Origin of the sequence: Paraburkholderia sp. 40 (assembly GCF_050434105.1) — a bacterium.
Classification (GTDB): Bacteria; Pseudomonadota; Gammaproteobacteria; order Burkholderiales; family Burkholderiaceae; genus Paraburkholderia; species Paraburkholderia tuberum.
Genome location: NZ_JBNPVY010000003.1, coordinates 130,228 through 153,388 on the forward strand (window position 1 = coordinate 130,228; position 23,161 = coordinate 153,388).

23 protein-coding genes and 3 pseudogenes are annotated in these 23,161 nt (G+C 62.6%); 10 read left to right on the top strand and 16 right to left on the bottom strand.

The window, feature by feature from the left end; all coding sequences use genetic code 11:
- Position 1 precedes the first annotated feature (1 nt).
- On the bottom strand, positions 2-262 hold the full coding sequence (locus tag OKW28_RS15980; RefSeq protein ID WP_018422733.1) for a monovalent cation/H+ antiporter complex subunit F: 261 nt from the start codon (positions 260-262) through the stop codon (positions 2-4).
- Positions 255-758 carry a Na+/H+ antiporter subunit E gene (locus OKW28_RS15985; protein ID WP_429447180.1) on the bottom strand — a complete coding sequence of 168 codons (504 nt, stop codon included), beginning with the start codon at positions 756-758 and terminating at the stop codon, positions 255-257. Before OKW28_RS15985 ends, OKW28_RS15980 begins: the two co-directional genes overlap by 8 nt.
- Before the next feature lie 481 nt (positions 759-1,239).
- Here OKW28_RS15985 and OKW28_RS15990 point away from each other — a divergent pair, with 481 nt between their 5' ends.
- Both OKW28_RS15990 and OKW28_RS15995 read left to right on the top strand, forming a co-directional pair.
- A complete protein-coding gene (locus tag OKW28_RS15990; protein ID WP_018422735.1) occupies positions 1,240-2,022 on the top strand; it encodes an ABC transporter substrate-binding protein in 783 nt (260 codons plus the stop codon).
- A 252-nt stretch (positions 2,023-2,274) separates the two neighbouring features.
- Positions 2,275-2,601, top strand: a complete 327-nt coding sequence (locus OKW28_RS15995; protein ID WP_184023499.1) for a DUF190 domain-containing protein — start codon at positions 2,275-2,277, stop codon at positions 2,599-2,601.
- Positions 2,602-2,672: 71 nt separating this feature from the next.
- On the opposite strand, the pseudogene OKW28_RS16000 reads toward OKW28_RS15995, so the two are convergent.
- Positions 2,673-3,044 (bottom strand): annotated as a pseudogene (locus OKW28_RS16000) (DUF2252 family protein); the annotation flags it as partial.
- 254 nt (positions 3,045-3,298) lie between these two features.
- Between OKW28_RS16000 and OKW28_RS16005 the strand changes: the two are divergent.
- Positions 3,299-3,583, top strand: a complete 285-nt coding sequence (locus OKW28_RS16005; RefSeq protein WP_429447183.1) for a hypothetical protein — start codon at positions 3,299-3,301, stop codon at positions 3,581-3,583.
- 294 nt (positions 3,584-3,877) lie between these two features.
- Here OKW28_RS16005 and OKW28_RS16010 read toward each other — a convergent pair whose 3' ends face one another.
- The 5 genes from OKW28_RS16010 to OKW28_RS16030 all read right to left on the bottom strand — a co-directional run bounded on the left by OKW28_RS16010 (position 3,878) and on the right by OKW28_RS16030 (position 6,244).
- Positions 3,878-4,306 carry a VOC family protein gene (locus OKW28_RS16010; protein ID WP_429447185.1) on the bottom strand — a complete coding sequence of 143 codons (429 nt, stop codon included), beginning with the start codon at positions 4,304-4,306 and terminating at the stop codon, positions 3,878-3,880.
- Positions 4,307-4,444: 138 nt separating this feature from the next.
- A complete protein-coding gene (locus OKW28_RS16015; RefSeq protein ID WP_090810571.1) occupies positions 4,445-4,924 on the bottom strand; it encodes an SRPBCC family protein in 480 nt (159 codons plus the stop codon).
- On the bottom strand, positions 4,917-5,252 hold the full coding sequence (locus OKW28_RS16020; protein WP_429332558.1) for an ArsR/SmtB family transcription factor: 336 nt from the start codon (positions 5,250-5,252) through the stop codon (positions 4,917-4,919). Before OKW28_RS16020 ends, OKW28_RS16015 begins: the two co-directional genes overlap by 8 nt.
- 122 nt (positions 5,253-5,374) lie before the next feature.
- Positions 5,375-5,704 carry a hypothetical protein gene (locus OKW28_RS16025; RefSeq protein WP_429447187.1) on the bottom strand — a complete coding sequence of 110 codons (330 nt, stop codon included), beginning with the start codon at positions 5,702-5,704 and terminating at the stop codon, positions 5,375-5,377.
- Positions 5,705-5,791: 87 nt separating this feature from the next.
- A complete protein-coding gene (locus tag OKW28_RS16030) occupies positions 5,792-6,244 on the bottom strand; it encodes a MarR family winged helix-turn-helix transcriptional regulator (protein ID WP_429447189.1) in 453 nt (150 codons plus the stop codon).
- A 156-nt stretch (positions 6,245-6,400) separates the two neighbouring features.
- Here OKW28_RS16030 and OKW28_RS16035 point away from each other — a divergent pair, with 156 nt between their 5' ends.
- On the top strand, positions 6,401-6,820 hold the full coding sequence (locus OKW28_RS16035) for a PPC domain-containing DNA-binding protein (protein WP_429447191.1): 420 nt from the start codon (positions 6,401-6,403) through the stop codon (positions 6,818-6,820).
- A gap of 39 nt (positions 6,821-6,859) precedes the next feature.
- Here OKW28_RS16035 and OKW28_RS16040 read toward each other — a convergent pair whose 3' ends face one another.
- Positions 6,860-7,471: a LysE family translocator gene (locus OKW28_RS16040; RefSeq protein ID WP_429447193.1), complete on the bottom strand. Its 612-nt coding sequence runs from the start codon at positions 7,469-7,471 to the stop codon at positions 6,860-6,862.
- 546 nt (positions 7,472-8,017) lie between these two features.
- Here OKW28_RS16040 and OKW28_RS16045 point away from each other — a divergent pair.
- On the top strand, positions 8,018-10,663 hold the full coding sequence (locus OKW28_RS16045; protein ID WP_429447195.1) for a glycosyl hydrolase family 28 protein: 2,646 nt from the start codon (positions 8,018-8,020) through the stop codon (positions 10,661-10,663).
- Positions 10,664-10,774: 111 nt separating this feature from the next.
- Here OKW28_RS16045 and OKW28_RS16050 read toward each other — a convergent pair.
- The 3 genes and pseudogenes from OKW28_RS16050 to OKW28_RS16060 form a co-directional block, all read right to left on the bottom strand.
- Positions 10,775-10,942, bottom strand: a pseudogene (locus OKW28_RS16050) (MAPEG family protein); the annotation flags it as partial.
- 187 nt (positions 10,943-11,129) lie between these two features.
- Entirely contained in the window at positions 11,130-12,812 is a 1,683-nt protein-coding gene (locus tag OKW28_RS16055; protein WP_429447197.1) for an alkaline phosphatase family protein, read from the bottom strand.
- A 614-nt stretch (positions 12,813-13,426) separates the two neighbouring features.
- Positions 13,427-13,831: a DUF427 domain-containing protein gene (locus OKW28_RS16060; protein ID WP_429447199.1), complete on the bottom strand. Its 405-nt coding sequence runs from the start codon at positions 13,829-13,831 to the stop codon at positions 13,427-13,429.
- Between the two features lie 348 nt (positions 13,832-14,179).
- Here OKW28_RS16060 and OKW28_RS16065 point away from each other — a divergent pair, with 348 nt between their 5' ends.
- Entirely contained in the window at positions 14,180-15,166 is a 987-nt protein-coding gene (locus tag OKW28_RS16065) for a hypothetical protein (RefSeq protein WP_429447201.1), read from the top strand.
- Between the two features lie 309 nt (positions 15,167-15,475).
- The gene (locus OKW28_RS16070) at positions 15,476-15,817 is read left to right on the top strand and encodes a hypothetical protein (RefSeq protein ID WP_429447203.1); all 342 of its coding nucleotides are present in this window, start codon (positions 15,476-15,478) and stop codon (positions 15,815-15,817) included.
- A gap of 42 nt (positions 15,818-15,859) precedes the next feature.
- On the opposite strand, the pseudogene OKW28_RS16075 reads toward OKW28_RS16070, so the two are convergent.
- The 3 genes and pseudogenes from OKW28_RS16075 to OKW28_RS16085 all read right to left on the bottom strand — a co-directional run bounded on the left by OKW28_RS16075 (position 15,860) and on the right by OKW28_RS16085 (position 17,190).
- Positions 15,860-16,448 (bottom strand): annotated as a pseudogene (locus OKW28_RS16075) (hemerythrin domain-containing protein).
- 66 nt (positions 16,449-16,514) lie between these two features.
- Positions 16,515-16,859 (bottom strand): hypothetical protein, encoded by a 345-nt coding sequence (locus OKW28_RS16080; protein WP_429447205.1) that lies wholly within the window; start codon positions 16,857-16,859, stop codon positions 16,515-16,517.
- A gap of 64 nt (positions 16,860-16,923) precedes the next feature.
- Positions 16,924-17,190, bottom strand: coding sequence for a hypothetical protein (locus OKW28_RS16085; protein ID WP_429447207.1), 267 nt, complete (start codon positions 17,188-17,190; stop codon positions 16,924-16,926).
- Positions 17,191-18,149: 959 nt separating this feature from the next.
- Between OKW28_RS16085 and hmpA the strand changes: the two genes are divergently transcribed.
- Positions 18,150-19,364, top strand: a complete 1,215-nt coding sequence (gene hmpA, locus OKW28_RS16090) for an NO-inducible flavohemoprotein (protein ID WP_429447209.1) — start codon at positions 18,150-18,152, stop codon at positions 19,362-19,364.
- A gap of 75 nt (positions 19,365-19,439) precedes the next feature.
- A complete protein-coding gene (locus OKW28_RS16095; protein ID WP_184023474.1) occupies positions 19,440-20,303 on the top strand; it encodes an MBL fold metallo-hydrolase in 864 nt (287 codons plus the stop codon).
- A 42-nt stretch (positions 20,304-20,345) separates the two neighbouring features.
- Here OKW28_RS16095 and OKW28_RS16100 read toward each other — a convergent pair whose 3' ends face one another.
- The gene (locus OKW28_RS16100; RefSeq protein WP_429447211.1) at positions 20,346-20,600 is read right to left on the bottom strand and encodes a hypothetical protein; all 255 of its coding nucleotides are present in this window, start codon (positions 20,598-20,600) and stop codon (positions 20,346-20,348) included.
- Between the two features lie 32 nt (positions 20,601-20,632).
- Here OKW28_RS16100 and OKW28_RS16105 point away from each other — a divergent pair, with 32 nt between their 5' ends.
- Complete coding sequence (locus OKW28_RS16105; RefSeq protein WP_429447213.1) at positions 20,633-22,924, top strand: FdhF/YdeP family oxidoreductase; 2,292 nt, start codon at positions 20,633-20,635, stop codon at positions 22,922-22,924.
- Positions 22,925-23,161 lie beyond the last annotated feature (237 nt).

Here is a 23,161-nt window from a genome sequence, read left to right on the forward strand (position 1 = left end):
CTCACAGCCCCCTTTCGAGAAAGCGCGCAATCGCGAGCACCGCGAGAAAGCTCAGCAGTGCATAGACAAGTGCGACGTCGATATAGACGAAACGACCGGAGACTTGCGCGTACAGCGCGATCAGCGACAGCGAGACGACGGTCAGCATGTCGATCGCGACGATGCGGTCGACGAGGGTCTTGCCGATCACGAGACGGATCACGCCGAACAGGATCGCGAAGAAGATCAGCACGGCGGCGATCCGGAGCATGATCTCAGCCAAAGATTTTCTCCAGATGCTTTTCGAACGGTGCGACGAGTGCCTCGGTCGCTTCGTCGATATCGGTCGTCTTCACGTCGAGCCAGTGAATGAATAGTATGTCGTCCCGAATATCCATGACGAGCGAGCCCGGCGTGAGCGCAATAGAATTGGCGAGCGCGAGACGGCCAAGCGGTGTTTGGAGGCGCGTGCGAACCTTGACGATGCCGGGCTTGATGTCGATACGCGGCGAGTACACCAGCGCCATCACGTTCAGATTGGCGCGTACGAGCTCGACGACGAAGGTCGCGCTATACGCGGCGAAGTGATACGGTGCGCCTGGCGTTAGACGTAGGCGCTGCCATGCTTCGCTCGACGATACGAAGACACGCGCGATGACGAAGGTAATGACGAGACCGACGAGTGCGGGTTCGACGGCGAGCGATGCATTGGCGATCATCCAGATGACGAACAGGACGACCCAGAGGCCAGGCATTCCCCGAAGAACGAACGACGACATCGGTTTTCCGTTGTTCGCAGCCATGTCATCGGTTCCTCAGGAGCCCTTGCGGAAAATTCTAAGTGACAATTTATGGCAAATCAACCGGCGCACAGTTGTCTGCCGGTGGTCGTTTTGCGAGCGTCAATGCGCGCGGCGCTTATCGGCTGCTCATCGAGTGAATTAGTGTCATTGCGATCTTTTAAATAAAATGGCGCGCGAAATGCCGACGCCGATCGGCGCGCATTTATTTTGAAACAGACTGCGTTGCCGCGATAAGACGCGACGTTGAATCTCTAAGCGGCGCCGTTCCGTTTTTAATCACCTGTGACTGATCGGAATCCGGAAGTCTAGTCGCCAGTCTATGCGCGCGCTGCATAAATTGATTTTTTTAATGAATTTGCGCCGGTGACCAGATCACGGTCGAATGTCGGGTTTCGCGCGGTCCGCGTGTCGCCGTGCCGCCTGTTTGACTTCTTCAAATGACCAATAAGGAGCAACAATGAAAGCCATGCTGGCAACCCTGACGATTGCGCTGCTGGCCGTCTCGTCCGGAAGCGCAATCGCCAAGGATTGGTCGACCGTGCGGTTCGGGGTCGACGCGAGCTACCCACCGTTCGAATCGAAAGCGGCCGACGGCAAGCTCGTCGGCTTCGATATCGATCTCGGCAATGAGATCTGCCGCCGGCTCAACGCGAAATGCGTGTGGATCGAGAATTCGTTCGACGGCATGATTCCCGCGCTGAAAGGCCGCAAATTCGACGGCGTGCTGTCGACGATGTCGATGACGCCCGCGCGCCAGGCGCAGATCGCGTTCTCGTCGAAGGTGTTCCGCATTCCGACGCGTCTGGTCGCGAAGAAGGGCTCGCCGATCGAGCCGACGCCGGAAGCGCTGAAGGGCAAGCGCATCGGCGTCGAGCAGGGCTCGATTCAGGAAACCTACGCGAAGACGTATTGGGAGCCGGCCGGCGCCGCGATCGTGCCGTATCAGGATCAGGATCTGGTGTATTCGGATCTGCTTGCCGGCCGTATCGACGCGTCACTGCAAAACGCGGTGCAAGCCGATATCGGCTTTTTGCGCACCGCGCGCGGCAAGGACTTCGGATTTGCCGGCAATCCGCTGTACGACGCGAAAACGCTCGGCAGCGGCACAGCGATTGGTTTGCGTAAAGAAGATACCGATCTGCAGGAAAAGATCGACAAAGCCATTGCCGACATCCGCGCCGATGGCACTTACGACCGCATTGCGAAAAAGTATTTCGATTTCGACGTGTACGGTCAGTGAGCCGAGGCCGCGCCGCACGTGACCAGTTTCGACCTGGCACTCGCGCGGCCCGACACCTAAACTTGTGTCATGACCGTCCTGAGCCGTGCTGCGGCAAGCCGGGATGCCCGAATCGGTTGCAACCGGCGCCTCACGCGGCGCTGCAGGTTTCCGCTTACAAAAGTGAGCGGGCAGGGGACGTCGCAATGCGGCCACCGGCTCGCATGCGGATCGCCTTGCGCACGGCGCGATCCGCATCGGGGAGGCACCGACATGCACGGCTTTCAGATCACGTTCTTCACCCAGCAGGGGCGCAGCCATCATGGCAAGCCGCTTGCCGACTGGCTCGTGCGTCTCGCGAGCGAACTCGGCCTGCGCGGCGCGACCCTGATCCCGGCTTGCGAAGGCATCGGCCATCATCATCGCATTCACTCCGCGCACTTCTTCGAGCTTGCCGATCAGCCGTTGTCCGTCGTGATGGCGGTGACGAGTGACGAAGCCGATCGGCTGTTCGATCGACTGCGCGCGGAGGGTTTGCATCTGTTCTACGTGAAGACGACCGCCGAGTTCGGCGTCGTCGGCGAGGCCGACGGGGCTTGAACGACCGGGCCTCGCTGGCAAGCCCCACGCCTCGCTCGTCCAGGCGACGAAGTCGGCCGCCATGTCGGAGTCCACGGGCCGATCGCAGTCTCGTCGAAATCGTTGATGTCGAATACGAGCGCGCGCTCGGGGGTTGCGAAGCCACCGAAATTCATCAGGTGGCAGTCGCCGCAGATCTGGAAGCGAAAGCCGCTGTTCGCGGTCTTCGCAAGATCGTGCGCCTGGATGGTCGCGCTGCCGCGATAGAACGTGAACGGCGACGCGAGCATGCGGCCGCAGCGCAGCGGCACGAGGGATTCGACGCGCCCGCGACTGCTTTCGCGCAGCACGCGAATCGGATCACGATGGATGTTGCCGATGTCGGAGTGGGCGCTGCGCGGCGTGTTCTTGCGTGCATGGCGGCCGACTTCGCGGCGCTCCGCGAGCGTTTCGGGTGGCTTCATCGTTTGCCCCTTGGAAATGCGGCGTTATTCGCTTCGTTTTGCGGTGCGGGCCTCGAGAAAAGCGGTGAACGATGGTCTTGCCTGCTCGCACCCTAGCGTGTCCGCGCCGTGATTGCCAGAGAGGGAGCCCGCTATGTGCCCGCGGATGTCAGGCGCCGCGCATGCGCCCGCTGGGCGTACGCGCGCCCGGTGTGGCCATTGGGCATGTCGCATGCTTCGCTGCAAGAGCCGAGTCATCCCAGGGAGAGCGAATCATGCGGCAGGTTTCGGCAAACATGCTGATCGCGCTGTCGGCCGTTGCGTTGCTGGCGGGCGCGTCCGGCTGCAAGCGGACGGCCGGGAATGGCGGTATCTCGACCGGCCAGGTGAGCAGCGGTGTCATGAGCAATTCGGCGAGCCCGCGCGGCACACCGGGCGATAGCGACGCGGCAAATCGTGCGAACGGCGAGGCGGGCGCGGCGGCGAGCGCAGCGCCCGCCGCGAGCGACGCCGCGCCGGTCCGCAGCACGCCGGCGAGCACGGCGTCCGCGACGCAGTAAGCGTCGCTTAGGCGCGGCGGCGCATTGGTCGCCGTTCCGTGCGCGCAGGCTTGCTCTCGGTCGCGCGCATGGCGACGCGATGAGACGAGATGGGTGTCGTCAGCAACTCCGGAACACTGCCAGGGGTCATCGAATCGGTTTCGCCGCAATAGAACGAGACGCGGAACCGCGCGCAGCAGGCGCCGCCTTCCTGGCAGACATGACTCATGGAAAGACGGAACGGACAGGTATTTGCGCCGCGGCGAAGCGGCGCTCGCGTGTGCGTGTGATATGGAACGCCGGCCCGCTTCAATGCTATGCCGTGGGCTCGTCGTGCCGCACATTGACCATCCACGGCACGCCGAAGCGGTCGATCAACGTGCCGAAGCCGCTGGTCCAGAAGGTCTGCTGGAATGGCATCGTGATCTGTCCGCCGTCCGCCAGCGCGTTGAAGTACTTTTCGCCGGACGCCTGGTCGTCGGCGGTGACCGACAGGCTGAAGCCCGCATGCACAGCATTGCCGCCGCGGCAATCGCCATCCGACATCAGCACGTGCGTGTTACCGACGACGAGCGTCGCGTGCAGGATCTTGTCGGCGTGTTCGGGCGCCACCGGGCGAGCGGGATCGGGCGGCGCGTCTTTCGCGCGCAGCTTCAGCAACTCCTGCGCGCCGAGCGCCGAACGATAGAACTCAATGGCTTCCTCGCAACGGCCATTGAAGAGCAGATAGGGCTGGATTTCCATGCTGATTTCCTGAGACGGGCGAGGGTCGGGCAGACGATTCTATCAGCGTGATCTCGCGGACGAACGGCTGTCGAACTTGCGATGCATCGATCGGCCCCACGATGAAGCCATCCTGATGCTCTACAGCGTATCCCCGCATCAGGCCTTCCCGGCATGACTCCCGCCATTGGCCGGATAAGCCTCCTGCAACGCGATCGAGCCTGTCTCCAGCAGCGATTTGAGGTTGGACATGATCTTCGGCCAGCCACCCGACACCGCCTCGATGAATTTCGACGGATCGCGCTCGATCGTATGCGTGAGCGTCAACTTGACCGCCGTTCCGCTCGGTTCGAGCTCCATCGTGCAGCGCGAGTCGCCTTCGGCCTGCAACTCGGGACGAATCTGGTGCTGCCAGCGGATCACCAGACGCCGCGGCGGATCGGCCTCGACGATCTCGCCCGCGTCGAAGATCTGGCCGCCGCTCGACACGAGTTTCCATGACGAGCCCGCCGTCCATTCGCTTTCGCAGTGCATGCCGAACCAGTACTGCTTGATGAACTCCGCGTCGGTGAGCGCCGACCACAACTGTTCCGGCGTAGTGCGGATATAGGTCACATAGACGAACGTCGATCTAGTCATTGCCTTTCTCCAGGCGTCGTTTCAGGGTCGAGAGCGCCTTCAGGCGCGGCTTTTCGAACTTGGCAATCCAGCGCTCGTAGATCTGCTGCAGCGGCACCGGATTGAGGAAGTGCAACTTTTCGCGCCCGCTGCGTACGGTAACGACGAGGTTCGCCGCTTCCAGCAGGCCCAGATGCTGGGTCACGCCTTGCCGCGTCATGTCGAGGTGGTCGCACAGGTCGTTCAGGGTCTGGCCGTCGTGCGCGTGCAGCACATCCAGCAGCTTGCGCCGGCTCGGATCGGCGAGGGCTTTGAATAGCAGGTCGGTGTCGTCGGGGCGCTCGGCCATGAACGGCTACAGGCAAGTAATTTGTTGCGTTTACTATAGGCAAGAGATTGCTTGCATGTCAAGCAGGCGTGAGGGACACTCCGCAGGTCCGACACATGCGCCGACTACCGCTTACGAGCCGCTCAAGTCCGTTTCGGAATGTTGCCGCCATGCAAAGGACCGAACAGCCGCGCACAGAGCATGCCCGTCGCCAGGATACCGAGGCCGAATGGCACGGCATCACCCGTTGCCTCGATCCGAAAGTCGCCAACACGAAAAATCAGAAGATAGCCGACGACCATATTGAAGAAGCCCCACAGTACATTGACGGTCGATGACGACAGCCCTTTTCCGGACGGCTTCGCGAACGGGCTCTGAAACGGCTCGCCCATCACACCGCAGACGAAATGCGGCACGGCATTCGCGAACAGGACACCGCCGAAAAAATAAGAGACGACATGCGGCCAATCCATTTCAGTTGCTCCTTGAATCGAGTAAATCGATGAGGTCGCGGGCTGTGCCCGTTTCGATGCCGTTTCGGATGAAGTACCTGCAAACGTTCAGGAGTCAGCGAGCCGCTGCAGCAGTCCCACCGCGGCGGCGAGCGTGGCCTGTTCTCGCGGCGATAGCTGCGCTTGCAAGGCACGGATCAGCCAGTCCTCTTTGGCCGCCCGACTCGCCTTGAGCGTTCGTCTGAACGTGGGGGTGAGATCGATAAGGGTTTTGCGTCCGTCGGTTGGATCCGCTTCGCCTTTGACGACGCCCAGCGTCTCCAGACCGGCAACGGTAATGCGCATGGACTGGGGTTTTACGCGCTGCGCTCGCGCTAGCGCGGAAACTGTGGCTGGGCCGTCGCGCTCCAGATGAAACAGCACCGACTTCTGCGCCGACGTAAAGTCGCTCGATTGCGAATGTTCCCGCGCGCGGCGAATCAGTTTGCTCACGGCAATGCGCAGTTCGCCCGCAAGGGCGGCTAGATCGGTAGATTGGGAAGACGGTGATTGTCGTGACATGCCGAAAACATAGCATATGTACAGTTTAACTGTACATATAAACTGAATATATTTTCGCCGTCGAGTCCCCACGAACCCAGCATAAACAAGCGCCTGTGAGATACTTTCTCATTCACGCATAATCCCTGAGTCCACCACGTCTTAACCGGCCCAGGCATGCAAGCTCATCCCCTCCGACTCGCGCCCGGCGACGACCTTCGCGTCGCCGTCGAAGACGCGCTTCGTCAAGGCGACCTGCAGGCGGCGTTCGTCGTCCAGGGCATCGGCAGCCTCCACGTTGCGGCATTGAGGTTCGCCGGCGCGCAAGCGCCGACGGAAATTCGCGGCGACCTCGAAATATTGACCCTCGCAGGCTCCATCTCGCCCGATGGCGCTCATCTGCACATGTCGATCGCGGATGCGCGCGGGCAGGTGTTCGGCGGTCATGTGGCGCGCGGCTGCACGGTACGCACGACCGTCGAGTTGCTGCTCGTGTCGGTTCCGGGCTATTCGTTCGCGCGGGAGCCTGATCCGCAGACGGGTTTTATGGAACTCGTGATTCGCGGCGGCGGCGCTCCGCAGTCCGGCTCCGCCTGATCACGCAAAGGCGCTATCGCTTCGCGCGCCGGTAGTCGCTCACCGCCCCGCCAACATCCGCCCGCCGACTCCCACCAACAGCACACCCGCTGCCGTATCCAGCACGGCCTTGCGCCGAACCAGCGCGCGCCGAACCGACGGATGCGAGGCAAGCAACGCCATCGCGCAGTACCACGCGCACGAAATGCCGATCGACAGCGCCACGACCGCGATATCGAGCCACAACGGCGCATGCGCGGGCACCATCAACGCAAAGATGCTGCCGTAGAACGCGATCGACTTCGGGTTCGTCATGCTGACGAAATAGCCTTTCTTCGTCGCAGCCCAGCCCGACGCGGCGCTGCCGACGTCCGCGGACAATGGCCGCCGCGCGGTCACGATCATCTTGATGCCGAGCCAGATCAGGTAAAGCGCGCCGGCGATCCGCAGCACGGCGCTGAGCCACGTCACGTGCGTGACGATCAGGCCCAGCCCCGCGATCGCGATCAAAGCCCACGTGCCGGACGCGGCGGCGAGCCCCAGGCCGGTCATCATGCCGGCGCTGCGCGACGCGACGGCCGTCGACGTGACGATAAGAAAGTTGGGTCCCGGGCTCGCGACGCTTAGCGACAGAACGCCCGCAAGCGCAAGCAGGATGTTGACGGAACGCAAGATGAATCCTCCGTGGCGGGCCGGCATGGGTCCGAGCGATCGCTCCGACGCCTTCATCATACCGGCGCGCTTCGGGCCCGCTGACCGTGTCCCTGATATTGGGAGGTCGGGTTTACTGTAATTGAAAGAGCGTGCCTTTCCGAAGCATGATCCGTCGTACGTTGTACGATGAATTTCAACGTTGCCCGACAACTTGGTTCGCGAGCTCGCGGAGTCGGTTGCCGGCGAGGCTGCGGCATGGTCGGCTCGCAGACAGAAAATAACCTTCGAGACGCAGTCCCATGCTGGCAAAGCATTTCTCTTGCAATGCGTCCTCGAGATCCGGCCGGGGGCCGGGTCGTTGCGTCGACATAAGTTGGGCGATGTGTGGGTTTTCTGCCGTCGCACGTCGAAGTGGAAGCTCCCGATTTCAGGTTGTACCTTATACGATGTCTTATAACAAATATTGATGCTCCACATGCCCTGACGCTTTCCGCGCCGCATCCGCGCGAAGAGAGCGAGGCCTGCCAGGAACACGCGGTGGATCCACTTCCAAGGAGATAACTTATGAAGATGCGCTCAGTCCGAGAGCTTGCGGTACTCGGCCTGTTTGTTCTGACCGTCGCCGGTTGCGGTGAGGGTAATAACATTTCAGGTCCAGGTAGCTCGACCACGCCACCCACCAACCCGACTTCGCCGACCTCCCCGGTCTGGACGCCCGGCCGCTACGCTGGCGACACGAACCTGCCGGATTCGCCGTCTTTGCCGGCGGACACCCAGGTTTGCTCGACGCTTCAGGCAAGCAACAACCTGGTGAAGAACGCGGACGGCTCGCTGCCGGTCAGCTCGGATCCGACGCCGGTCACCTACGGCGGCGCAACCACGGCGCTGAACAACCCCGACCAGGCGCGTATCCAGGCCGCGCTCGACGCGTGCGGCGCCGCCGTGGACGCGGAAGTCGGCGCGAAGATTACGCAGGCCGATCAGCAGGCTGCCGCTACGCAACAGGCGGCCAATAATCCGAACGTCAACATCGCGGGTGCATCGAGCGAAACGCTGTCGAACCCGACCTATAAGGCCACCAAGTTCGCGGTGCGTCTCGTCAAGAACAGCAGCGGCGCCGGCAATGCATTCCTGAGCGGTCCGCTCGTTCTGCCGTCGGGCGTCACGCTGTGGATCGACGACGGCGTCACGCTGTTCGCGAGCCGCGACGTGGTCGTGTACGACAAAACCGCGCAGGATCGGCCGAACGCGATCACCTGCGGCGCCGCGATCAACAACCCGGCCGGGCTTCCCGCGCCTGTCGGCACCGCCAACGCGGGCGCGGCGACCATCGCGGGCACGAGCGGCATGCAGAACTGCTATCCGCTGATCCGCGGCACGCATACGGTCAACGCGTCGATCATGGGCACGGGCTCGATCGATGCGCGTGGCTACATGCCGCTGATCAGCTCGTCGCCGCAATATCCGACGATCCGCTGGGCAACCGGCGTCATCGAGGCGCTCACGTATTCGGGCAACAACATCACGGGCGTGACGACGCCGAAGTTCAGCTGCACGAACACGATCGCCGCTTACCGTGCGGGCACGCTCGCGCCGGAAGGCACCGCTTGCGACGTGGTCACCGCGATGGGCAAGACGACGCTGACCACGCCGGCCGTCACCTATGTGGTGAACCGCCAGGCAACCAGCATCCCAGGCGGCTACACGGTTACGGGCGGCGGCTGTACCGCTGGCACGGGCGGTTGCGCACGCTGGGTGCCGGCAAGCTGGTGGGATATCTCGTACCACGGCAACAAGGACATCGGCGGCGGCCCGTACAGCTTCCAGGGCAACCCCGGCATGCTGTGGATGCAGCAGTCGAAGAACCTGTCGCTGTATCAGATCACGTTGCGCAACAGCACGTTCTTCACCGTCGAAGCCGACGGCGTGGACGGCTTCACCGTGTGGGGTATCAAGATCATCACGCCGTTGCTGCCGGATGCGGCGAACCAGGCGAGCGTCGGCATGAACAACGACGGCTTCGACGGCGTCAGCGGTTCGTACGCGCACCTCTATACGGGCGCGACGATCGATGCCAGCTCGACGGGCGTGAAGAACACCGACGGCGTCGACCCGAGCGTTGCAGCGGGTCCGGAACACGCGGCTCTCGGCACGGGCAGCAAGACGACGTCAGCAGGCCAGGTGTACTTCGACGGCTACGTGAAGAACGTCGCGATCGTGTACAACTTCCTGAGCCCGTCCGACGACAACGTCGCGTTCAAGGGCGGCCTGCAGGATCCGCGTCCGGCGGCGGCACAGGGCGCGACGACGCCGGCCAACATGCTGTGGTCCATCGACGGTAACCGCGGCGTTTCGTCGAACCGTACGTACGGCATCACGGTGGCGCACAACCACAACTACAACGGCCATGGTCTGTCGATCGGCAGCCCGACGAATGCAGGTGTCCGGAACATTCACTTCTACGACAACTACTTCGACAATATCTACGACGGCACCAATTCGTCGACGGATATGGGCGTCGTGGGGCTGCGTATCAAAAGCGGTCAGGCACGCGGCGGCGACGTCAGCAACATCTACTATGACGGCGCATGTATGCGTGGTGTGAAGGATTTCCTCGTGTTCGACATGTACTACACGGGCCCGAGTGCCGATCCGATCTCGTACACGGGGTTGGGCTGGCTGGTGCCGAACTTCCACGACATCAACCTCAGCAACATCCGCATGATGAACATCCCGGCCAACAAGACCGCGGGCAAGAACGGCGGCGGCGGCCTGACCTTCCGTGGCCTGCATGCCGATACGGCATACGCCAATACGCAGAGCGTGATCCAGCTGAACCTGGATAACGTGGTCGCGGACAAGGACGTCACGATGTCGATTGCGAACCTGAGCAAGCCCGTCGTGAACATTGGTGCGCTCGATGGCTCGACGCAATCGAAAGCCGCCAACGCCACGCTGAACCTGGGCGCGAACGTGAGCCTGATTGGCTCGTCGATGGCTCACGGCACGGGCGGTATTCTGACGAACACGTCGAGCGGCGCGGGCAAGTACACGACCCCGACGAACACGTTGAACCTGACCGTCAATGGCAGCGACGACGCTGGCGCCGCGGGCGACACGAATCCGGCGGCCACGATCGTCTCGCAGAATGCGAAGCTGTCGCTGTGCGATCAGGCTTCGTCCTGGCCGGTCTTCCCGAATGTGAAGTAAGCGTGGTTGCTTGAAAGACCGGGACTCGCGGTGTCAGGCTGCGGGTCTTTTTGAAGCCTCACGGGTGACTGTGGGGCTTATTTTCTTTTGGGCTGGCGCGGGAAGTCATCATTCCGCGGTATTGCCATGCGCCCGAACCAGCTTGTGCAGCAGGTTGGCCGGATCGTCGGCGCAGCCCGCATTGGTGCGTTCGCGAAAACGCGTCATCGATACCGACGAGCCGAGGCCGAATAACAGCAGCCCCAACACCGCTACGCATCCGAGAGCAATGGCGTTCATGGCATTGCGGCTCCTTGTCAGGCAATCGACGCACGCCTGTTTGGCGAGAATCAGGCGGCTCCCATTCTCGCACGGGCCGGCACGCGAGGTCCGCGCGGCTGGACCCCGCAAAAACGACTGCGCCGCGATCGTTCCAACACCGATCGCGGCGCAGCTTACTACTCAAATACGTGGACTACGGCCAGGCTTAGTCTTCGTGATCGAATTCCGGCAGCGCACGCGTTCCTTCAATCGCGACCGAATGCAGCAGCTCAGGCTTCAGATCGAGCAGACGCAAGATCGTCGGCGCGACCTGCGTGGTCAGCACCGGCTCGTCGTTGACCTGCCCGGCGTGATGCGCGTGAGGCACGTACATCACGAGGCCGAGATGACTGTCGTCGGGCGCGTTGCCGCCATGCTCTTCGTCCTTGGACTTGCTCGACGTATAGATGACGCCCGGGTTCGGTTGAACGATGATGTCGGGCGTACGGCCGCGCGACGGGTCACCGAACCGGTTAGCCAGTTGCGGGCCGGACAGGATGTACGCCTGAGGGCCGTCCGCGCAAATGCCGGGTGCGTTGCAGCTCAGATTGGCTTTCAGCGTCTTCACGACCGACGACACCTGGCTTTGATCGCGCAGCCAGATCAGGCCGACGTCGTCGGTCTGCACGAAACCCGTGCCGACAAGTCCGGTGCCGTCGTTGAGGTTGCCGCTCTTCGTAGCGGCCTGCCCAATATTGCCGCCCGAATCCAGGTAGTTGTTGGCTTCGAGCAAGTTGGTCAGCGTATCGCCGTTCTTCACGAGCTTCGAATGATCGGTCGGCGACTGGCCATGCTTCGCGGTCACGATGATCGCCGTCGACGAATAGAGATTGCGTTGCTTCAGTTCGGACACGACGCGTCCCAACGCGTCGTCGATATACGCGATCGCGCCCGCGACTTGCGGACCCGGCGTGAAGCTCGCATCCAGATAGCCGCCGCCCGACGCGACCGTGGCCTTCTGCGCGACGCTCAGCGTCTGGAAGTTGGCGCCGAACACGGTCGGCACCGCGACGTTCTTTTGACCTGTCGAATCCTTGCCATCGATTTCATTGATCAGCGATTGCACGTGATAGTTGTCGAACTTCTTCGTGTGCGTGTACGTGTCGAGGTAGTAGGTCTTGGTATCCGGATCGATCGAATTTATTTCGGTGCGCGAAAGGTCGTCGACGCCCGCGCCCGACGGTCCATTGAGCCAGTCGTAGCCCCACGCGTGCTTGTCCGCCCACGCGGTGCGCGCGCCGTTGACGTTGCCCTTGATCACTTCGAAAACCGTGTTGGTCTTCAGATAGTTGTGCGGATAGACGGGCGTACAGACGCCATTGACGAGCGCATTCGGAATCGCCTGCGGATTGAACGCGCCGCCGCCGTCGAGATGGATCAGCGCGCCGCCGTTCTCGCCGTCGATGCCGGTCGTTTCATCGAAGACGACATTCCAGCCGGTCGGGCCCGTGCAATGGGTATCGGACGGCGCATAGAGCGTGCGGTCGTAGGAGACGTCGTAGAACAGCCCCGCGGACTTCGGCGAGCCGCCGGTCACGAGCGCGGCGAGGCCAGGAAACGAATCCGACAGTCCCGGTGTATGCGCGTTCGTATAGGTGGTGCCTGACTTCGCGAGCAGCGCCAGGTTAGGGCACGTATTCGCGCCGATGCAACGCGCGACGTCCTGCTCATGCAGACCGTCGAAGCTGATCAGCAGCACATGCTTGACGGACGCGCGATCGCGATCGTGATCGCGGCCGTGGTCGTGATCGTCGCCGGCTGTTGCGACTGCCGAGTACAACCCGGCGAGCAATGCGACGGCGGCGCACATTGCGCTTTGCTTACGCTTCCATTTCGTGATCGGTTTCATGTCTCGTCCTTTTGTTTGACAACAAATTTGGGTAGTGCGGGACGAATTTGAACCGTAAAAAAAGTCATTTGCGTGACCTGAAATTAATACTTTGCAATACTGAGGTGTTAAGGTCTTGTTAAGGTTTGGGTGATTCATTCGACGCGCATGCGCTGTGAACCTGATTCGAATCCGCGCGTGATTTTTCGCGAGTCGTCAAGCATAAAAAACGGCACGGGCTATTGCAGCCCCTGCCGTTTCGCCGGTCGGTAGTCGAATACCGCCAGGCGTCATCCCAGTGAATGAATCAAGGCCTGATCCGTCACCTGCACCGGCCTGACCTTGATCGATTGACTATACAGCGGCGGCGGCGTCGAGCAAAACTCGTCGAGGTCTCCTTGTGGCATGCCGGGCTTAACGTATTGCAAAGGCGACGGGTTTACGCGGGGCAGTGGACCTTCCATCGTCGAACCGTACGCGCCGAGTTCAAGCAGGCCTTGAAACCTGCTCGGATTGATAGCTTGCGTGGTGGGAGCAGCGGCCGCCGTGCGGCGCCGCCGCCGTCCGTGCCGCTCGCGCCATGCCGGTCGCCGCGATCGCCGCGCCCGCACGCGGCATGACGCGCGCGCGTTCGCCTAGTGCGCGGCCGGCTCCCGCGTGATGGAATCCACGCGGTCGGGATAGAACGCAAGGTGCTCGCGGATCGACGCGACAGCGTCGTATGGGTGCTCGTAGGTCCACACCGCGTTGGTGCCGCGCTCGCCGGCCGAAGGAATCGAGAAGTATGCGCATTCGCCCTTGTACGGACAATAAGTGGCGTGCGCCGTGCGTTCGAGCCGGGTCATGTCGACGTCCTTGCGCGGGATGTACAGCACGGCCGGATAGCGGGCTTCGAGCAGCGTCAATGCGTCGTGCGTATCGGCAATCACGTGACCGCCTGCCATGACGATCACGCGCGCCTGGTGGTGCTCGACCGTGATTGGATGATCCGGGCCGGGGATCTTGACGGGTTTGTCGTTCGGGACCGAATGAGTGGACATAACGAGGCTCCCTGCGAAAGTGGGGCTGCGAGGTTTCGTGAGTCGACGGCGATGTTCGTCGCCGAACGCCATGCAAGCGACTGAACATTGCCCGTATTGCCGTACTACTTCCTTTCAGGTATTTCTATCACATACTAACGCAGACCTTCCAGGTGCTGTGAGCGGCGCAATGCCCGTCGGAATTGCATCAGTTGCGTGCGCGTGCTTTTGTGCAACGGGATGGCGACTTCGCGGAAGACGAACACGATCAGCCGACTGACAGGAGCGCGTCATGCTCGTTGGATATCCCGTGTATGACCCTGCAAGTGAGCCTGCAATCTCGTCGACAAATGGCGAGGTTGTTTGACTATGCCGGCACTTCGGAAGCGTTGGTCACTTCGCGCATTTGAGGCGTGTGCCGCTCTAACCTTGAACCTGTTGTCCTGCCCTTCGCACGCACAGGTCGTGCCGGGGCAATTGTCGAGCAATACCGTGATTGGCGGCAATGTAAAGCAGCACGCAGACGCTGTGCTGGCGATCATGACCTACACGACAGTCCCGGACGTTACGACCAGTAACCTGTCGGTCAATAACGGCCTGACGGGTAATCCCGGCTTCGGGCAGACTCAATTTGGCGGCGGCTTCACGCTCAGCAGGTCGTTTCCGTTGTACATGGAGGGCACGCTCGCCTACAGCCGCTACGATCCGATCTTCATTGCCACGGATGGCGCCCAGCAGCGTGCGGTGCCGACGAAGTGGAATACCTTCAGTGGCACGGTCGGCCTGGGGTGGGATTTCCGCATCACGGACGAACTGGCGTTCCGTCCGATCTTGAACGGCACGATTGGGCGTGTCTCGAGTGACCTGAAGGTAGGGCAGTCCCTCTTCAATCGTGTCACCGACAGCAACCTGCAGTTCCTCGAAAACGGCTCGCTGAACGCCTACGGCTATGGCGGCTCCCTGATGCTCGACTACGAGCATTACCGCGAAAACTACGAAATCGACGCCGAACTGCGGGCAACCGATATTTACCTGCGCAGCTTCGGCGGTTCTTCGGAGGCCGTTCAGGGCTCGGCCATGGCGCAACAAGTGAGCCTCTGGACGCGCTGGCGCGCGCCTACCGGCTGGCACGCGCTGGACCGGCCGGTCCGCTATGTGCTCGAAGCCGCTTACTCGCACTATTTCGGCGACAGCGCAGGCGTGCTGGGTTTCAACGACCTCACGTCGTTGGGAGTGGGCCTCGAACTCGACAGCAGCAGGTATCCCGTCATCGTCACCCGTACGCGCGCGATGGTGCGCTATGTGTTCGGTCGCAACGTGCACGGGGTGTCGTTCGGATTCGCGATGAGTTTCTAGCCGGGCCAGCTTGCCGGTCCGGCAACGAGGCTCGAACCCATACGCGCGATCCAAAGCTTCTGGTTCTCGCGCGGCACGAAGCAGGGCGACTCCGTGGTCGCCTAGACGTTGCCGTAGTCGTGCCGCGGCAGTGACGCTGCAATCGCGCGCGGCCACGCGGTATAGCGCTTGCTCGGCCCAGACATGAATCGATCAAGGGAGCCGTGATGAACGACAAACCGAAACAGCCCGATGCCGGCGGCAATCTGCCGGGCACGTTGTAGCAGAACCAGGCCCTGAACGAAGGGCCAAAACGAAGGACCTCGTGCCATGCGTACATTCGAACAGAGCCGGTCGACGAAGCGGATCGACAGCGAGCCGGACATGCGCTTGCAGAAGATAGAGATTGCCGACTTCCTCGTAAGCTGGACCGTCATCCGGGATTCGGAAGGCGCTTTCCAGTGGGTCGTGGTCGTGACGGAGCGTGGCGGCGAGCATCACACGATCTTCGAGCGACGCGGGACGTGCGGCCACGTGTCATGGGACGACGCGCTCGACATCGCGGCCGAAACCGCGCGCCGCGTCGCGGCCGGGCTCGTCGAGCCGGGTGAACCGGCGAAGACGAAACAGCGGCGCGGGCGCACGCCGGGTGCATCGCGCCCGAATCATTGATGCGCGATCGCGGGCGGCGCCCCGTGGTGTCAGTAGTATGTGCTAGCGCGTCTGTGCCGCGCGACGCGACCTCGGCAGCCAATGCCGCAATGCGAGCAATACAGTCGATCCCAGCAGCAGCGTGGCGATCGGAAACGTGCCCGCGGCATTCACCGCGATGTCCATCGGGCGCTCTCCGAGCAACTGCATCCGGCGGCGCGTCATCGCGGCGCCGAGCGACTGCAGTTCGTTCTTCAGCACGCGCTCGGCGTCGGGCAGCAGGATGGTTTCCTCGTCGGCGACATGATGAGCGACTTCGCGGATCAGTTGATAAAAGAGCCCGTCGTAGGCGGCGTTTTCGGGGCCCATCCCGCGCAGCTTCGCGATCGTTGCGCGCATCTCGTCGTGCTCGGGACGGCTTTTTCTCAGTGCCTCGTCATTGCCGAGCGCGCGGTCGAGCGCCGGGTAGAAAATTTCACTCCTCGAGTTGCGCGTGGATATCGAGCGCGTCGCACACGCCGTTGACGATCGCGCGTTTGCGCCACCACGGCGTGGACGCGTGGTATCGGTGCGAAGCGGCGAGCACGTGCATATGGTCGAGGCGGATCATCGACGTAATCGACGGCGACAGCGATGAGGCGTCATTGGACATGGCGTTTCTCCAGGCAAAGGGTGCCGGCGGTTACCGCATGCGCCATTCCCGCTGCCCAGCAATCGATCAACGCGGTGCCGGCTGCCGCGAGCGCACTGCTTTGCTGCTCGTGAGGGCGCTCAACGCGGAGTCCGCGGCATCCGCCGCACGGGCGAACAGGTCGTCGACGATTCGGCGCGCCGCGCTATATCCGCCCATCAACGCATCGGCCTCGGTGTCGAACGGCCGGCTGCCCGCAATGTCGACGCGCAGCGGCGAGAACGTTGCGACCGCAGCACCCGCCTGATAGATGTGAACCACCGCCGCGTAGCGCGTGCGTACCGCCGCGCGCCCGGCGGGGCGCAACGTGAAATCCGCCGCGACGGTCACCTCGATCGTGAACCCGTGGTATTCGTAGGTCCGCATCATCATGTCCTTCGTCGCGTGAGTGTGTGATCGTGCCGGTGCGCGATGATAATGCGCGACGGGCGCGGCGCTAATTGCCGCCCTGCGCGCTCGAGCGGCGCTGGCTCCGTGCTTCGAGCGTAGCGAGCCGCGCGAGCAAAGGGCGCGCTTGCGGCTGCAGCGCCGGCGGCAGTTCGGCGTTGGCCTCGATGCGCGCGCGCCAGTAAGCCGGCTTCGCAATTCCCGTGGCCTGCCAGTCGACGCGGTCGCCTTGAACGAGTTGTTCGAGGCGCTGGACAATCGCGCTGACGTGCGTCAATTGCCTTGTGACTGTTTTGTAATTACGCGCGGCTTTCACAGGTTCTCTCCCCGTTTGGTTATCTCCAGCTTACTCGTCGTTCACAGTAAGTCATACCGGCTTGATGACATGTCCGAAAACGCCGGATTCAGCATACGCTCGCATTCGCAAAAAAAAAATACATCGCAGTGAGTTGTCCGAGACAGCCGCATTGTGGACAGCCCCGTCCACTCTCGCGCCGCAGTTTGCGGGACTCACATTCGACGAACCGACGCGCCGGGTTGCTTCTACGCTCGACTGTTGGTATGACGTCGTGATGACAGCGTGTGCAAATGAAGTTCGCGCCGTCGTCGGTTAGTCGGTCAACTTCTGATCTGGATCAAAATAGCAAAAGGCGGTGCGGTGATCGCGCCAACGCTCGGGTACCCTCGTTGGAAATCCCTTTGTGCGTGGCACGATGAACGTGGTGACTATCGCGAGGGAGGGCGAAATGCCTGATGTCGGACAAGGCTCGTGCGCTACCGATGCACGCAAGCGCGGCGCATCCGCGCGTTGCGATTGTGATCGCACCACGACTCACGCTGCGAAGAATCGGCACGCGGCAGCGCTGCGCGGAACGCTCGTGATGACATTTGCCGTCGCCATGATGGGTGGATGCGCGACGTCGGCCGAGCGCACCAATGTGCGGCCTTCCGGTCAACAGACGTGCAATGTGGCCGGCAAATTCTGCAACACGTTTTTCGGACCTTGACGGAAACGCTTCCAGCGCGTGCCGGCGGCCACGGCACGTTCCTGACCGACCCGCGTTCGTCTGCAATCGGACGACCGATGTTGGACGTGTCGCGGCGCGCGCGTTTGCTCGGGCGTGTCCATTGCCTTCAGCTTGTGGACAGCCAGCATCGGTTGGAGGAGCATGGTCGCCTGGATACGCTTGAAGGCGTATGCGCGATCGGACAATTCCACCCGCCACTTACGCGCACGAGCGAGGCAACCAGTCGTCCTGTTGCAGGAGGAAAGAAATGCTCACGCAGAAAACCAAGGACATCGTCAAGGCCACGGCGCCGGTTCTGGCAGCGCACGGCTATACGATCATTCAACGTTTCTACAGGCGGCTCTTCGAGGCGCATCCCGAACTGAAGAACGTGTTCAACATGGCCCACCAGGAGCAGGGGCAGCAGCAGGAAGCGCTCGCGCGCGCCGTGTACGCATACGCCGAGAACATCGAGGACCCGGGCAGTCTCGCCGCGGTGCTGCGCAATATCGCCAGCAAGCACGCGAGCCTCGACGTGAAGGCGGAGCACTATCCGATCGTCGGCGAACATCTGCTTGGCGCGATCAAGGACGTGCTCGGCGACGCCGCGACCGACGACATCATCTCCGCGTGGGCGCAGGCATACGGCAATCTCGCGGACGTGCTGATGGGCATGGAAGCCGAATTGCGCGAAACTCGCGCATCGCAGCCGGGCGGCTGGACCGGATGGCGCACGTTCGTCGTCAAGGAGAAGCGACCCGAGAGCAGCGTCATCACGTCGTTCATTCTCGAACCGAAGGACGGACAGCCGGTCGCGAACTTCGAGCCGGGTCAGTACATCGGCATTGCCGTCGATGTGCTCGCGCTCGGCCTGCAGCAGATCCGGCAATCCAGCTTGTCCGACGTGCCGAATGGCCATACATATCGGATCTCCGTCAAGCGCGAGAGCGGCGAGGCCGGGCGACCGCCGGGCTATGTGTCCTCGCTGCTGCACGATCACGTGAACGTCGGCGACGAAGTCAAACTGGCGGCACCGTACGGCACGTTCTATATCGATGTTCATGCGAAGACGCCGATCGTGCTGATCAGCGGCGGTGTCGGTCTGACGCCGATGGTCAGCATGTTGAAGCGCGCGATTCAGGACCCGCAGCGGCGCGTGGTGTTCATTCACGGTGCGCGCAACGGCGCCGTGCACGCGATGCGCGACCGTTTGCAGCAGACCGCCGCCACCCAGTCGAATTTTCGCGCGATGGTGTTCTACGACGCGCCGCTCGATACCGACGTGCAGGGCCGCGACTACGATTACGCGGGTTTCATCGGCCTCAGCAAGCTGCGCGACGAGATCCTGTTGCCCGACGCCGACTACTACATCTGCGGTCCTGTTCCTTTCATGCGGATGCAGCACGACGCGCTGAAAAACCTGGACATTCACGAGTCGAAGATTCACTACGAGGTGTTCGGACCGGATCTGTTCGCCGAATGACGCAGACGGTCGTGCAGCGACGGCTGCCGTGGAAGCGACCAGCAGGAATGCAGTCACCGTGACCGGGAGCGCGGCATGAAAGTGCATCATCTGAACTGCATTTCGACTTGCCCGCTGTGCGGCAAGCTGTTCAACGGGCACCCCGATTCGTTGATCCGCCGCGGGCATCTGACCTGCCATTGCCTGCTCGTCGAAAGTCCGGCGGGGCTCGTGCTCGTCGATACCGGTTTCGGTCTGCGCGATGTCGCCGATCCCTATTCGCGCCTCGGCAAATTCTTCCTGAGACTGCTGAAGCCTGAGTTCCGAAATGAAATGACGGCGATCAGGCAGATCGAGCGGCTCGGTTTCGACCCGGCCGATGTGCGCCACATCGTGATGACGCACCTCGATTTCGACCATGCGGGCGGACTCGACGACTTTCCGCACGCGACGGTGCACATGCTCGCGAGCGAGCGCCAATACGCGGCGCAGCAGAAGACGTGGCTGGACCGGCAGCGCTTCAGGCCGCAGCAGTGGTCGTATCAGAACATGTGGCGCGTGCATTCGCCGCAGTACACCGAGCGTTGGGAGGGCTTCGCCAAGGTCCATCCGATCGAAGAACTCGCGAGCGAGATCGCGCTCGTGCCGTTGCGAGGCCATACCTATGGTCACGCGGGCGTCGCGGTACACGGCGATGGCGGCTGGTTGCTGCTCGCGGGCGACGCCTATTTCGACAACGGCGAACTCGACCCGGTGCGTCCGCATTGCGCACCCGGTTTGCGCTTCTATCAGTGGATGCTCGAAAAGGATCGCGCGGCGCGACTGTACAACCAGCGCCGCCTGCGTGATCTGGCGAAGAGGGCGAGCCCCGCGCTGACGATTTTTTGCAGCCACGACGTCGACGAATTCGAGCGGCTCGCGGGCCGTTCGGTGGCGGTGCCGGCGGAGCAGATGGCGTGACGCTCGCAGGCTTGCGAGCGCGCCCGGTGCTTCGCGGATCGCTCACGTCTTGCGCCTGGCGCGTTCCGCGCGGACGATGCGCAGGAATGCCGGCCGAAAGTCGTGGCCCCACTGTGACACGCAGTGCGCTTCATCGACGACGACGGGTTCGATGCGTTGCCGGGAACGCGCCCGCAATGCGTCGATCAGCTCGGGCCGCGTCAACTGCTCGGGCGTGACGAACACGATGCCGCGGCGTGCGCCGCGCAACGCGTCGTAGGGCGCCGCGGCCGGGAACGCGATGTGCTGATACGTCATGACGTGACATTTATGGCCAAACGGGTGGGCTCATGAACAAGGAAGACAAAAGCGACGCGCATCCCTACGCGTCGGGCGGATGGGGGTCGATCAAGGCGGTTGCGACGATCCTGCTGCAGGAAAAAGCGCCGCTGAAGGATAGCCAGGTTCTGATGCATCAGAACAAGCCCGACGGTTTCATGTGTGTCAGCTGCTCGTGGGCGAAGCCGGCCGATCCGCATACGTTCGAGTTTTGCGAAAGCGGCGCGAAAGCGACCGCGTGGGATCTGACGGCCAAACGCGTAACGCCCGATTTCTTCGAGGTCCACACGGTCGGCGAACTTGCAAAATGGCACGACCACGATCTCGAGGAGGCGGGGCGGCTGACCGAGCCGCTGCGCTACGACCCGGCTACCGACCGCTACGTGCCGGTGCCGTGGCAGCAAGCATTCGATGCGATCGGCGCGGAGCTGCGCACGCTGGACCCGGCCAGCGTGGTGTTCTACACGTCGGGCCGCGCTTCGCTGGAAACCTCGTACATGCTGCAGCTTTTCGCGCGCATGTACGGCACGAACAATCTGCCCGACAGCTCGAACATGTGCCACGAAAGCACCAGCGTCGGCCTCAAGGAAGCGATTGGCGTGGGCGTCGGTACGGTCTCGCTCTACGACTTCGAGAAGACCGACCTGATGTTTTTCTTCGGCCAGAACGTCGGGACGAATAGCCCGCGCATGCTGCATCAGTTGCAGGACGCGCGCAAACGCGGCGTGCCGATCATCACGTTCAATCCGCTACGCGAGCCGGGACTGCTGCATTTCGCAAACCCGCAGTCAGCGTTGGAGATGCTCACACCCAGCGATACGCAGATCAGCACGCAATACCACCAGGTGAAGACGGGTGGCGATACCGCCGCGATCCTCGGCATCTGCAAGCTCGTCATCGAAGCGGACGATCGCGCGGTGAGCAAGGGCGACGCGCGCGTCGTCGACGTCGATTTCATCCGCGAGCATACGAACGGCTACGAGCAATTCGCTCAGTACGCGCGCGACGCGAACTGGGACGACATCGAGCGAGTGAGCGGATTGCCGCGCGACGCGCTCCAGGCAGCCGCCGACGAGTACATGAACGCGAACGCGGTGATCATCCATTACGGCATGGGTCTCACGCAGCATCGGATGGGCGTGCAGAACGTGTGCATGCTGTGCAATCTGCTGCTGCTGCGCGGCAATATCGGCAAGCCGGGCGCGGGGCCGTCGCCGGTGCGCGGGCATTCGAACGTGCAGGGACAGCGCACGGTCGGCATCACCGAAAAGCCGGAGCTCGCGCCGCTCGATCAACTGGCCAGACAGTTTTCGTTCGAGCCGCCGCGCGAGAAAGGCATGAACATCGTCGAGGCCTTCGAGGCGATGCTCGACGGCAAGGTCAACGCGATGATCAACCTCGGCGGCAACCTCGTGCGCTCGGTGCCCGACCGGGTGCGCACCGAACCGGCGTGGGCCGCGCTCGGGTTGACTGTCAACGTGGCGACCAAGCTCAATCGCAGCCATCTGGTGCACGGCCAGCGCTCGTATCTGCTGCCGTGTCTGAGCCGCATCGAGATCGACCGGCAGGCGGGCGGCGCGCAGGCGGTGTCGATGGAAGACAGCACGGCGCACTTTCATGGCTCGCGTGGCATGGCCGAACCGGCCGCGCCGACGATCCGCTCGGAGCCGTTCATCGTCGCGGGCATCGCGAAGGCGACGCTCGGCGAGCGCTCTAGCGTCGACTGGGATGCATGGCGCGACGACTATTCGCGCGTGCGTCTGGAGATGTCGAAGACATGGCCCGAGATGTTCGGTGATTTCGAGGCGCGCATGTGGACACCCGGCGGCGTGATCCGGCCGCTGCCGGCGCGGGAGCGCAAGTGGAAGACCAAAAGCGGCAAGGCCGAATTCATGGTGCCGACTTCGATCGGCGAAGATCCGGACATGCCCGCGCGTGAGCCCGATTCGCTGCGGTTGATGACCTTGCGCAGCGACAGCCAGTTCAACACGACCATCTATGGCCTCGACGACCGCTTCAGAGGCATCAAGGGTTCGCGCATGGTGATTCTGATGAATCGGGCCGACATGGAGAAGCGCGGACTCGCGCACGGCGACCGCATCTGCCTCGAGACGATCGCGGACGACTGCGTCGAGCGGCACGTCGACGGACTGACCGTCGTGCCGTTCGACGTGCCGCAGGGATGCATCGGCGGCTATTACCCGGAATGCAATCCGCTGCTGCCGCTATGGCACTACGCGAAAGAGAGCAAGGTGCCGGGCGCGAAGTCGATTCCGGTGCGCGTACTGGCGGCCACGCGGTGACCAGTGCTTCGTAGATACAAAGAGGCCGGCATCGTTACCGGCGCCGGCCGCTGAATTACACCCGGGCAGCGCGTGAAGGGCATGATAAGCGCGTGCCCATCTCCATCATAGTCGCGCCAGCGGCCCGCAACGGACGCGCAGCGTGTTGGTAATGCATGAGTTGCGTACAGAGCCGAACCGGCAAGCTGGCAAAGGACGAGAACCAAAAGCTTCGCACCGGATGTGGCGCGCGCAGCG